This window comes from Tenacibaculum sp. M341 (assembly GCF_004337695.1).
In the GTDB taxonomy this organism is placed as follows: domain Bacteria; phylum Bacteroidota; class Bacteroidia; order Flavobacteriales; family Flavobacteriaceae; genus Polaribacter.
On sequence record NZ_SJXJ01000037.1, the window covers coordinates 1 to 12,574 of the forward strand.

Below are 12,574 nucleotides of genomic sequence, written 5' to 3' on the forward strand. Positions count from 1 at the left end.
TCGTATAATCTCCTGATGGTGTGTTTGCTGGAACTTGAACTGCTCCTGTTGCATCAACAGTAATGTTTTCTGTATTAGCTGTTGTTGTAATGTTTACATCACTTGCCGAAACTGCAACTCCGTTTAATGTATCATTATTAGTAATCGCATTTCCTGCAACGCCGCCTGTTAATCCATTGACTGAACTTCCTGTAAAATCATCATTCTCTGCAACTATCGTAGCTGAGTCTACTCGAACAGTAAAATTAATCTCACTACTAATACAAACATTTTGAGAATGCGTTACTATAACTCTATATGTTCCAGCATCAGAAGTTAAAACTGGATTCTTTACATAAGTTGATGTACTTGAACTCGCTTGAACTGATACAAACCCTGCTCCATCACCTCTATCTAACTGCCATTCATATAATAATTGCGCAGAAGAATTAGTTCCTGAACCATAATTTGGTGTACCACTAGAGAAAATAGTTGTATTTGTAGCTACAGAGGCTGCATCTACATTTAAAACAGTTCCTGCATTTATAGATTGATTAGCTATAGACCCTAATGTTGTTAGTTCTGTAGCTATGTATTCATTTCCTGTTGCTCCATTATAACTTGATCCTAAAATAGCTCCGCTAGTTGTTACTTGACCATTTGAATTAAATCCATCTCCATCAAGAATTCCATCATCATTTGCATCAATTCCACCTGATTCAACTGCATCATTACAATTATCATTATCGCTATCAAGCTCTAAATAGTCTGGCTGTCCGTCTCCATCAGTATCTGTATGCGTACAATATGTAAATTCAGAAAATAAGAACGTTAAGAAACCATTATTGATTCCATTATTATCTTGTCTGGCTTTACGAGTAATTACTTGAAATGAAGTTACTACACCAGAAACCACTACTTGTGAATAACTTCTTGAAGCATTTCCTCCATTAACAAAAGAAGTAATTGTTGGTGAAGTTGAATTATTACTATCTATTGAAAATAACAAACCATCAACATTAGGATCACCTGCGTTTTTCCCGTCATAATTATCATTAGGCGTTGTAGAAACAGGATTCGTTAAATTACCTATAAAAACGTTATTCGCTCCTAAAGGACCTGTAGATGTTATTGTTACTTTATCTCCTTGATCAATTCCAGACCATCTAAACTCAACATTAGATACTGGCTCGCTAAACGTGAAAGTATAAGCTACAAAATCAGCCCCTCCATCATCAGCATCATCTCCTTGAACTCTTAAAGTAGTTGCATTTTGAACTTGTAGCTGTCTTAATGTAGCGTTTGAAATTGACGTTGTTAAATCAACACTAACTCCATTGTTAGAATACATGTCATCAATTTGAGTAGCTGATACAGTGTGACCTGGACCAACTGATAAAGCTGTTGATGCACAATTTAAACCTTCTTGAGAATTTAAAATACCATCATTATCTAAATCAACATCACAACGGTCTGGAGTACCATCCATATCTGCATCTAAATTATCATCATAACCATTACACACATCATCTACATTTGGCACACCATCATTATCATCGTCACACTGTGACGATCTTGAATTATAATCATCTGAAGTACCTACAGATTGACCTGAAGTTATAAGATTAGGAACTCCATTTCCATTCACTCCTCCATTTATTTGACCTGTACTAGAATTAACTTGAGTAGTAGTTATTGCTCCTCCACCTTCAAGCGCATCAAAACACCCATCATTATCCGAATCGGTATCTAAATGATTTAAAATACCATCTCCATCAGTATCTAAATTACAATATAAGTTTGTAAAAGGAACATCTTGTAAAGAAATAGTCCCAGGTAACTCATATTGAACCTCTAAAGATTCTAAACCTCCATTCTCATAAAACAACACCTCTATTTCATGTAAACCTACCGCTAAAAAAACGTTCCCTGATCGAATTTGTGCTGGATGATCTCCATCATTATCTACAATTTCACTTCCATTAATAAAAAGCTTAGAACCATCATCTGATGTCGTATAAAATGTATAAGTTCCAGCTGTAGTGATATTAATAAAACCTTTAAACCGTAACCCAAAACTCTCTCTTACTTCTGTTCTTAAATCATTATTAAAAATATCTTCAATATCGAACGTATCAACAATAGTCGTAATATTTGCACCTGTTGTTGGAATATTATCAACACTAGAACCAAACGGAGTACCATCATAATACTCTAAAGAAATTCCTCCACATGAAGCCAATTCAACAGTATCTAAAATACCATCATTATCTGAATCTAAATCAACAATATTAGAATAACCATCCCCATCAGCATCAGGTGATATATTAACTGTAATTTGAGCTGAATTTGAAGTTGCTGGAACAACATTACCATCTATAGTATAGTTATCATCAACTGTATATGATATAGTTACAGCTCCATTTGTAAAACTTGGATTCGGAGTAAATGTAACATTACCAGAATTATCAACACTCCAAGAACCTTCAGGAGAAATAAATGTTGTTTGACGACCTGGAGTTGAAGGATCTAAATCAACCGAAGCTGTATTTACACTATCATTTGCATCCGTATCATTTGACACTACATTAAAAGATGTACTTATACCTTCAGCTCCAAAAAACACATCGTTGTTTGCAACAGGTACAGTATTTATTGCATTAAGAGTTATTGATAACTGAACAGTTTCTAACAATGGATAATCAGTTGAAAAAGTACCGCCATTAGTAGCTGATGAGTTATTACCTGGTCTTATAAGTATACCTTCATTATTACTCGAAGCTATAAATCTTATTCGCTCTGTAGCCCAATTATTAACTGGAGGTGAAACACTATACACTCCTCCGGCTATTTCAATAAAAAAATTATCTAAGTAAACTCCTGCATATTCAAGCCCCCCCCTTCCTGTTCGATCAGTTACAGCAGACAATGAATACACTATAAGCTCATACTCTTGACCTGAAACTAAACCATTTACTGTAGTAGAAACTCTCTCCTCAATAGCTGATGGAGATGGTCCTAAATCCCTTAAAGAAATCCAGTTCAAATGATTATTAGGCGGTAACGGCAAAGTTAACCTTGTTGAACTTCCAGGACTTAAAACCCAAGAAGCTCCTCCTCCTGAACTACCTCCAAAAGCTGCAGCCTGTGTTCTATTTGATATATCAGGTGTCCCACCTGAATCAACCCAACCAACAGGAGCACAGTTAGTACAGTTTGATCCAGAATTGGTAGCTGATATCAACTGAGAATTTACTTGATTAACAAAACACAATACTAGAATTAATAACAAAAACGCATTAATTCTTAGGGATTTTACAGTGTAAAAGTTCCTCATATTTAATAACTTTCTATTTTGAAAACTTACTTATTCAAAATGTTTCCTCGGAAACTACACTATAAAAATAAGAGCTGTAAAATTGTGGAATATAAGTTTGTGAAGGTAGAAAAAAGTAATGAATACAAATTTCTAATTAAAGACTTATCCCCCAATAATTAAGCTTTTATTACAATTAAGTAATAGCATAAGGGGGGAAACACTTTACGTGGGCAAATATACGTATTTATATAAATTGCCACTATACATATGATACTTTTTTAACTGAAAAGTCACATTTTTTTCAAAAAAAAAACATTATCAATCATCTCTATCAAAACAAAAAATATAATTGAATAAAACTATAGAAACAACCTCTTAAAAACTGTTTTTAAACAACTTAAATTAAAAACACAAAGAAACACAAAGAACCTTAAACTAAAACTGCTTAAAACCTATTAAAAACGCTTTTTAAAAAAATCTATTAAAAAATCCACCTCTTCTAGAGTCGAAAACTTACTAAACGAAAATCGTATAGACGAATACTCTAATTCATCTAAATTTAAAATTTCTTTTAAAACATGAGACACTTTATTTGCTCCACTTTGACACGCACTTCCACTAGATGCTGCAATCCCACTTAGATCTAAATTGAATAATAAATTTTTCTCTTTTAAAGGAAATCTAACACTTATGATTGTATTTGTAGACTTCTCATCAATTCCTGACAAACCATTAAAAACAATATCGGAAAAACATTCAGTAAGCTTTTCTTTAAAATATTTTTTCACTTTCCATATATGATCATTGTCCTGATCTAAGTTATCTAAAGAAATATCAAGCGCTTTTTCCATAGCTATAATTCCATAGGTATTTTCTGTACCTGACCTAACTCCACGTTCTTGTCCTCCACCTAAAATCATTGCTCTCAATAAAACAGCTTTATTAACACAAACAAACCCAACTCCTTTTGGACCATGAAACTTATGAGCACTAGCAACCAAAAAATCTACACCCAAGTCTTTGATATCAATATTAAAATGACCAACAGCCTGAACTGCATCTGTATGAAAAAAAGCATCGTACTTTTCACAAATACTCGACACTTCTTTTATCGGTAAAATATTTCCTATTTCATTATTTACATACATTAAACTAACAAGCGAAACTCCATCTGCTTTGGATAACTTCTCTTCAAAATCAGTTAAATCAATCTCACCAAAACTATTTAACTCCAAAAAAACCACAGAGAGATCAAAATTTTCTTGCAAAAACATCACCACATCCAATACAGCATGATGCTCTATTTTAGTAGTAAAAATTGTTTTGACACCTAAATTTTCAACAGCGTTTCTTAAAACCAAATTATTACCTTCGGTTCCTCCAGAAGTAAACACTACCTCAGGTGCACTTATATTAAATCGTTTTGCTATTTTTTTTCTTGCTGTTTCAATTGCTACTCTAGCTTTTCTTCCGGTTTGATGAGTTGAAGAAGGATTTCCAAAATTCTCCTCCATAGCCTTACTCATGACTTTTATTACCTCTGGCAACATTTTTGTTGTAGCCGCATTATCGAAATAAACACTCTTCATCTTACTCTTTTAAACATTTTGATAAACATAAACCTCTGTAGCTCCTAAACCATACTTCTGGTAAGAAGCATCATAATATTTAACTGGATACCTATTTAACAAATAACGCAACTCTGTTTTCAACACACCTTCTCCAACTCCATGAATAAATATTATTTTTGATATCCTTTTTTGTATACAATATTCTATTTTTCTTTTAGCAGTATCTATCTGTAAAGACAAAATATCATAATTATCCATACCTCTTTTAGACTTTATCAATTTATCAATATGTAAATCAACCTCCATTACCACTTCATTATTCACTTTTTTGAATAACGATTTTTTCTTACCCTTATCTTGATTTGATATGCTATTTAAAATTTTCCTTTCGTCTATTTTCGTTTTTATCTGATCTTGTTCTGTTCCTATTTTAACTAAATCCGAAACATCAAACAAAAACTCCATTCCATCTTCGTCTTTTATCTTGACATTTCTACCCGAAATAAACGTAACAACTCCCTTAATTACATCATCTAAAACAGCAACTTTATTACCAATTTCTAAACACATACTTAACTTTAAATTAAAAACATAACACTTATGTCTTTATTAATTTAGCAAAAATTTTAACACCTTTTAGGTGCATTTAATATCTCTGTAAAAATACCCAAAAAAAGAATGATAAAAACGACCATTGAAACAAAAGTTTTTTTTGAAAATGCTTATAATGATTTATCAATATCAGATGAAAGAAAATCTCTTTTAATATCAATAGCTGACAAAATTTATGAAGAATTTGAAGATAGAAACAAAGTAAATCTAAACTTTATATGCACTCATAATTCTAGAAGAAGTCAGTTAGCGCAAGTTTGGTCTTTTTTTGCCATTGAATATTTCAAACTAAATAATATTAATGCTTTTTCAGGAGGTACAGAAGTAACTGCTTTTCACAGAAACACCGTTAAATCATTACAAAAAACAGATTTTAATTTTAATGTTGAGGACTTTTCTCACCAAAATCCTCAATACTTAATTTCTTTCAAAGGAACTAAAAAAACAATTAAGGGATTTTCTAAATTATATGATAACGAAAACAATGAATATCCATATTTAGCAATTACCACATGTGATCATGCTGATGAAAATTGTCCTTTTATACCTGATGCAATTGAAAGGTTTCACCTCCCATACGTAGACCCAAAAGCTGCAGATAATACAGAATATCAAAACGAAAAATACTTAGAAACAAGCAAACAAATTGCTGGAGAAATTTATTTCATTTTTGACGAAGTAGATAAATTACTAAACAACGAAGAGTAAGAACAACTCTAACCAATAATAAAAAACCACCAACATAATTGTTAGTGGTTTTTTATTTTATATCTCTGTATTTTTATCGTAAGGAACACTATCCAGAATATGCTCTATACAAGCTATTCTTGCTTCAGTCTTTCTGTTAGCTTTTATTATTTTCCAAGGAGATTGTTTCGTGTTTGTTTTTTTAAACATCTTCTTTTTATACACAGTATAATCATCCCACAATTCTTGAGCCCTTTCATCTACTGATGTCATTTTCCATTGTTTTAATGGATCCTTCTTTATTTCATCAAATCGTTTTTGTTGTTCTTTTTTTGATATGGACATATAAATTTTAACAAGCCTTATACCAGACTGTAAAATCATTTTTTCAAATCCATTTACCTGTTTCATAAAAATCTTGTACTGCTCTTCAGTACAAAAACCATTCACTGGTTCTACCACCGCCCTATTATACCAACTTCTATCAAATAAAACTAACTCACCTGCAACAGGAAACTGCTCAACATATCTTTGAAAATACCATTGTGTTTTTTCTTCTTCTGTTGGTTTAGGCAACGCTACAATCCTCATAAATCGAGGATTAATTCTTTCCGTTATTCTTCTAATCGCACCACCTTTTCCCGCAGCATCTCTACCTTCAAACAGTACAATAATTCGCTCATTATTATCAATAGCCCAAGTTTGTAATTTAATTAACTCAACCTGCAACTCTTCCAACTTATCAAGATAATTTATATACCTAAGCGCCCTCTCTACATTGTATGACTCTTCAGATAAAATAACCTTTAACCCATCCTTAGAATTCAACTTTGCAACATCCTCTTCTGTCAATTCTAACACTTGCTTTTTATTTCCTTCTACCTTCATTTTAATCGTGTTGAATTATTGATCTGTAATATCTCATTACTATATTTGGATCTGGATTTAAACTAGTTAAAGCATCTTCTTTTCCATCGTAATCAAACTTAGATAAAACATACCTTATAGCCTCTAATCTTGCATTCTTTTTACTATTCGTTTTTATAATCGTCCAAGGACAATACGTAGTATGAGTTTGCGTAAACATCTCTCCTTTATAATAGGTGTATTTATCCCACAACTCTTGACCTTTTTTATCTACAGGACTAAACTTCCAATGTTTTAAAGGATTCCCCATTCTAGAATCAAATCTTTTTTGCTGTTCCTTTTTAGTTATAGACAACCAAAACTTAATAATTGTTATACCATCTTCATACAACATATGCTCAAACTCAGGAACCTGCAACAAGAATTTTCTATATTGAGATTCTGTACAAAACCCCATAACAGGTTCTACCACAGCTCTATTATACCAACTTCTATCAAAAAAAACAATTTCACCTGGATTAGGCAATTCTTTAATATATCTTTGAAAATACCATTGCCCCGTTTCTACTTCTGTAGGCTTGTTTAAAGCTACTAATCTTGAAGATCTTGGATTTAAGTGTTCCATAAAGCGACGTATATTCCCACCTTTACCAGCAGCATCTCTACCTTCAAAAATAACAGCTACTCTTTTATTATTTTTTGCTATCCATTGCTGTAGTTTAACAAGCTCAATTTGTAAACATCTCAATTCTTCCTCATAAACCAGTTCTTTATTAACCGATTTAAAAGAAATTGATTTCTCTTCTATAAGAGACAGCAATTCTTGATTTGTTTTTACACTGTTAAAATCTTCAGCAGTAAGTTTTGGTTTTTTATTCATTCAGTATATTATGATTGACTAAAGTAAAGATTATTAACTCAACCTAAAAATTATTAACAGATATAAATTACAATTTTTTATTACATTTGACGTTGTGAAAAAATCTGTTATATTATTCCTGTTTTTTGCTTCGACTGTAAGTTTTGGACAAAAAAAATACGCTAAGAAGTTTAATATTATGAATGATAACGACCTTTATGTTTCTGTAGTACAAGACAGATATTATACAAACGGTCTGTTTTTATCTTATAATTATGTTTCAAGTAAAGAAAATGAAAAACTTCATAAAAAAATCTACTCTATTGAAGTTGCACAAAAAATGTACACTCCATTTAAAGCCAATGTAGATTTTTTAGCACAGCACGACAGACCTTTTGCTGGTTATCTTTATGGAAATTTTGGTGTTAGAAACTTCAGTAAACGAAACACTATTTTTGAATATAGCGGACAAATAGGAGTTATTGGCCCTTCAGCTTTAGCCGAAGAAGCCATGAGTCTTATTCATGATTTTTATGGATTTGATCACCCTATAGGATGGAAATACCAAATACAAAATGCCTTTGCCCTAAATACTAATGCTATTTTTACAAAAAATATCCAATCTTTATCGTCAAGTGATTTTGACTTTAACTGGAAAAGCGAAGCAAACTTAGGAACTGTTTTTACAGATATCTCCACTGGATTTATTAGTAGAATTGGACTAACTCCTTTAGAAAACATAGCCAATAGTATTGGTTTTGATAGTAACTTAAATAATGAGATTACTAAATTCGATAACAATAAAGAAGTCTTCTTTTATATAAACCCAATGTTAAGATGGGCGTTGTACGACGCTACAATTCAGGGAAGTTTTTTAAATGAAAATAATATTGTTACCTACGAAATTAAACCTATTGTTTTTAGTACTGAAGTAGGATTTCGCTTTACCTCTAATCGTTTTAATTTTAAATATAGCGTAACCATGCACTCCAAAAAACTAAAAAGCTTTAGAGTACCAGGAGTTAATTTCTATGCCAGTTTAGCCATTGGTTACCTTTTTAATTAACAAAAAAACACTAAAAAGTGTTGATAAATTAATTTTTAAAATTAATTGAATAGAATATCTTTGTAAATCAAATTCTTTTAGAAAAAAAAATGAAATTTATTGTATCTAGCTCACATTTATTAAAACAATTACAAGTTTTGGGCGGCGTTATAAACAGTAATAACACCTTGCCTATCTTAGATAATTTCTTATTTGAATTATCTGAAAATCAACTTAAAGCATCTGCTTCTGATTTAGAAACTACAATGAGTGCCATTGTAAATGTAGAAAGTACTGATACAGCATCAATAGCAATTAATGCTCGTTTACTGCTAGATACTTTAAAAACATTTCCTGATCAACCTTTGACTTTTAAGACCGAAGGAGAGAACACTATTGAAATTAGTTCAGAGCAAGGAAAGTACGATATGGCTTTTTATAATGGTGATGAATTTCCAAAAACGATAGAATTACCTTCACCAAGTAGTACCGAAGTTCCTGCCCATGTGCTTTCAACAGCTATTTCTAAAACTATTTTTGCTACAGGAAATGATGATTTACGCCCTGTAATGAGTGGTGTATTTTTTCAATTTAGCTCAAAAGACTTAACTTTTGTTGCTACAGATGCTCACAAGCTTGTAAAATACACTAGAAAAGATGTATCTGCTGATAAATCTGCTGAATTTATAATGCCAAAAAAACCTTTGAACTTGTTAAAAGGTATTTTAGGTGGTGCTGAAGACAATGTTACGATTGAATATAATGACACTAATGCTAAATTTACGTTTGACAATATTGTTTTAGTGTGTCGTTTAATCGATGGAAAATACCCTAATTACGAAGCTGTAATTCCTAAGGAAAATCCAAATAAATTAACTGTAGACAGAGCTTCTTTCTTAAATTCTGTTCGTCGTGTTTCTATTTTCTCTAGTAAAACAACTCACCAGATCCGCTTGAAAATGGCTGGAACTGAATTGAATATTTCTGCAGAAGATTTAGACTACGCCAACAAAGCAGATGAAAGATTAAGTTGTGACTACCAAGGAGATGACATGCAAATTGGTTTCAACTCTCGTTTCTTAAGTGAAATGTTAAACAACTTAAATGCAAACGATGTTCAACTTGAAATGAGTTTACCTAATAGAGCTGGAATTTTAACTCCTATTGATGGTACTGAAGAAGGAGAACATGTTACAATGTTAGTAATGCCAGTAATGCTTAACGGATAGTATAATCCTAAGGTTCATAAAATATATAAAAAACACAATTTCAATAAATGAGATTGTGTTTTTTATTTTACTATGATTTTTTTTCTGTCAAGTAAACCTGAATGAGTATGAACTTGTAATATATATAAACCTCCGTCTAATTTAAAATTACCTAAACTAACTTTTATTTCTCTTATTCCGTTTTGCACAAAACTTTGTAAAGACTTAATTATCCTTCCATTTATATCAAGAAAATCAATTTGAACAGACTCATCTCTATCGCTTTCTAAAATTAAATTCACTTCATTAATAATTGGATTAGGATATATCTTTTGAATTTTTAAAGATTTAAAAAACTCCACATACGTATCATTCAAATCAAAAGCCTTCAATAAAAGTTTTAGACTTCCATACACATTAAGCCTTCCTTTAGATAAAGTTATATGATTTAATCCCGTTAACTTATCATTACCTTCCAACAACACATTTTTTATCAAATTAGCTGCCTTTTTAGGGTTATTTTCAACGATTTTATTAAAATCTTTTATAAATAATGAATACAATAAACCTACAGTAGCACTAATGTACGGAGCTGCAGCTGATGTGCCTCCAAAAAAACCATACTCGCCCGTATTTAAAAGTGTATAACTTCCATTACCTGGAGCTGACATATCAACAGATGTAAAACCAAAAGCAGCTTCCAATACTTTCTCATCATTTATATTAGTATTTGTTGTTGTTATTAAATAATCACTATCACAAGTTGATGGCATGTCTCCTACTTCATCTACATTAATATTATCATTTGGTACAGATGAAACCACTAAAACTCCTTGTTCACCAAGTTCGTTATACAAACTACACCAATCTGTATAGTCAGAAGCCCATAAATCACTTTTTCCCCAAGAACAATTTATTGCTACAATAAAAACCCCTTCCTTTCCATCAGTTTCGTTATATCTTCTTCGTAAATCCAACACATATTTTAATGAACTCTTAATCTCATCAATAGTGTTCCCTTTTACCAAATTCATTAACTGAACATTCTTATTACTGGAAATCATTCGATGAATTAAGCTTAAAACAGGAGTTCCATGCCAATCTCCTGCTTTTTCATTGGTAATATCATTTGAATTATCAGCAAAATTCCACCCAAAATAATCATCTATATAACCGTTCTCATCATCATCAATACCATTGTTTTGAATTTCATTTTCATTAACAGTAAAAATAGCCCCTGGAAATAAATCCATTCTAACACCACCATCGATAACCGCAATTACAGGTGTTTTAGAATTCTTATCCATTTGCTCCATAACTTTTGAAGCTTCATAAAATTCAATTTTATCTAAATTTTGAGCAGACAAACTACTCCACAGATAAAAAAACAATATATACAGCAAAAACAGGTGATTAACCATCACCTGTTCTTTTAACTCTTTATTTCTATTCTTCAATTTCAATAATTACAGAGTTATTAGTTCCTTTGTACTTTCTTCTAGCTTTCATTTTAAAACATGGAGTTCTTGAATGAGATTTAGATTCGTTGTTCTTAATTCGAGTCCACTCACTAATAATAGTACTCCATCCGCTATAAGAATACTTCTTGTACTCTACTCCATAATAACCTCTTTTCCATGCATTTCTTCCGTATACGTTTACTGTAACAGTATGATTAGGATCTGGATCTTCATCGCTGTAAAAAGTTGAATAAGACCAACCTCTTAAATCATCACTATAAGGAGGCTTTTCTTCTAAAATCAATCTTTTACCAAATGTATTTATGTTTTTACTAACAATTATATAATAAACTTCAGCGGCTATTTCTTCTGAATCATCATTAAAATCATTACGATTTGCAACTTCAGCATCCATTTTATAAACACTTCCTAAAGATTCATTTTTGTCAATTAACTTTAAATCGAAGTTGTTTGCAGACCACATTTTTAATACTGATTGATCATTTGATCCTAAAAGAATTACTACTGAATTTTCTTTGGTTTCATCAAAAATTGTCAACTCTTTTTTGAATGAACCTAATTCATCTTGAAAATTTTGTTCTGTTTCAACATTTGATTCATCAGAACAAGAATTAAAAAATAACGATCCAGTAATTAAACTTACTACTGATAGTACAGTTACTAATTTTGTTTTTAAGTTTTTCATTTTTATTTCAATTAAATTAATATGCCTACTCTAATATTGCTTTTCGGCTTTCCCTTTTAACTTAGTTGATCAGACTAAAGGTTAATTATTGTGCTATTTAAATAACGGTTACAAAGCTAGGTTGGACTTACATTTTTTTATTGATGAAATACCTTGTTTTCATTACAGGAAAAAACCTTAAAAAACTAGGGGATTTAATTTTCTGAGTTCTTTAACTTTTTTGTTAATATCTTCTCCTTTCAAAAGTCATAAATAATTGTA

General features: G+C 31.2%; 10 protein-coding genes. 3 read left to right on the top strand and 7 right to left on the bottom strand.

Annotated elements, in window-relative coordinates; translation table 11 throughout:
* From EYW44_RS21415 to EYW44_RS21425, 3 genes are all read right to left on the bottom strand, one after another.
* On the bottom strand, positions 1-3,316 hold a 3,316-nt coding region (locus EYW44_RS21415), incomplete at its 3' end, for a PA14 domain-containing protein (RefSeq protein ID WP_243643714.1).
* A gap of 437 nt (positions 3,317-3,753) precedes the next feature.
* Entirely contained in the window at positions 3,754-4,887 is a 1,134-nt protein-coding gene (locus EYW44_RS21420; protein ID WP_132727765.1) for a cysteine desulfurase family protein, read from the bottom strand.
* A gap of 9 nt (positions 4,888-4,896) precedes the next feature.
* Positions 4,897-5,439, bottom strand: a complete 543-nt coding sequence (locus tag EYW44_RS21425; RefSeq protein ID WP_132727768.1) for a Smr/MutS family protein — start codon at positions 5,437-5,439, stop codon at positions 4,897-4,899.
* A 108-nt stretch (positions 5,440-5,547) separates the two neighbouring features.
* Between EYW44_RS21425 and EYW44_RS21430 the strand changes: the two genes are divergently transcribed.
* Positions 5,548-6,189 carry a hypothetical protein gene (locus EYW44_RS21430; protein WP_132727771.1) on the top strand — a complete coding sequence of 214 codons (642 nt, stop codon included), beginning with the start codon at positions 5,548-5,550 and terminating at the stop codon, positions 6,187-6,189.
* A gap of 57 nt (positions 6,190-6,246) precedes the next feature.
* Here the strand turns inward: EYW44_RS21430 and ppk2 (EYW44_RS21435) are convergent, their stop codons facing one another.
* Positions 6,247-7,056 (bottom strand): polyphosphate kinase 2, encoded by an 810-nt coding sequence (gene ppk2 / locus EYW44_RS21435; protein WP_132727774.1) that lies wholly within the window; start codon positions 7,054-7,056, stop codon positions 6,247-6,249.
* Between the two features lies 1 nt (position 7,057).
* The gene (gene ppk2 / locus EYW44_RS21440; protein WP_132727777.1) at positions 7,058-7,915 is read right to left on the bottom strand and encodes a polyphosphate kinase 2; all 858 of its coding nucleotides are present in this window, start codon (positions 7,913-7,915) and stop codon (positions 7,058-7,060) included.
* Positions 7,916-8,009: 94 nt separating this feature from the next.
* Between ppk2 (EYW44_RS21440) and EYW44_RS21445 the strand changes: the two genes are divergently transcribed.
* The gene (locus EYW44_RS21445; RefSeq protein ID WP_367180395.1) at positions 8,010-8,960 is read left to right on the top strand and encodes a lipid A deacylase LpxR family protein; all 951 of its coding nucleotides are present in this window, start codon (positions 8,010-8,012) and stop codon (positions 8,958-8,960) included.
* An 89-nt stretch (positions 8,961-9,049) separates the two neighbouring features.
* Positions 9,050-10,168, top strand: coding sequence for a DNA polymerase III subunit beta (gene dnaN / locus EYW44_RS21450; protein WP_132727782.1), 1,119 nt, complete (start codon positions 9,050-9,052; stop codon positions 10,166-10,168).
* 62 nt (positions 10,169-10,230) lie between these two features.
* Here the strand turns inward: dnaN and EYW44_RS21455 are convergent, their stop codons facing one another.
* Positions 10,231-11,514, bottom strand: coding sequence for a S8 family serine peptidase (locus EYW44_RS21455; protein WP_165872301.1), 1,284 nt, complete (start codon positions 11,512-11,514; stop codon positions 10,231-10,233).
* A gap of 79 nt (positions 11,515-11,593) precedes the next feature.
* A complete protein-coding gene (locus EYW44_RS21460) occupies positions 11,594-12,313 on the bottom strand; it encodes a hypothetical protein (RefSeq protein ID WP_132727788.1) in 720 nt (239 codons plus the stop codon).
* Positions 12,314-12,574: the final 261 nt, after the last annotated feature.

What these genes read in the sequence shown, in the direction of transcription:
- EYW44_RS21420 (WP_132727765.1), bottom strand. Translation starts at nt 4,887, where the DNA reads ATGAAGAGTGTTTATTTCGATAATGCGGCTACAACAAAAATGTTGCCA.
- EYW44_RS21425 (WP_132727768.1), bottom strand. Translation starts at nt 5,439, where the DNA reads ATGTGTTTAGAAATTGGTAATAAAGTTGCTGTTTTAGATGATGTAATT.
- EYW44_RS21430 (WP_132727771.1), top strand. Translation starts at nt 5,548, where the DNA reads ATGATAAAAACGACCATTGAAACAAAAGTTTTTTTTGAAAATGCTTAT.
- ppk2 (WP_132727774.1), bottom strand. Translation starts at nt 7,056, where the DNA reads ATGAAGGTAGAAGGAAATAAAAAGCAAGTGTTAGAATTGACAGAAGAG.
- ppk2 (WP_132727777.1), bottom strand. Translation starts at nt 7,915, where the DNA reads ATGAATAAAAAACCAAAACTTACTGCTGAAGATTTTAACAGTGTAAAA.
- dnaN (WP_132727782.1), top strand. Translation starts at nt 9,050, where the DNA reads ATGAAATTTATTGTATCTAGCTCACATTTATTAAAACAATTACAAGTT.
- EYW44_RS21460 (WP_132727788.1), bottom strand. Translation starts at nt 12,313, where the DNA reads ATGAAAAACTTAAAAACAAAATTAGTAACTGTACTATCAGTAGTAAGT.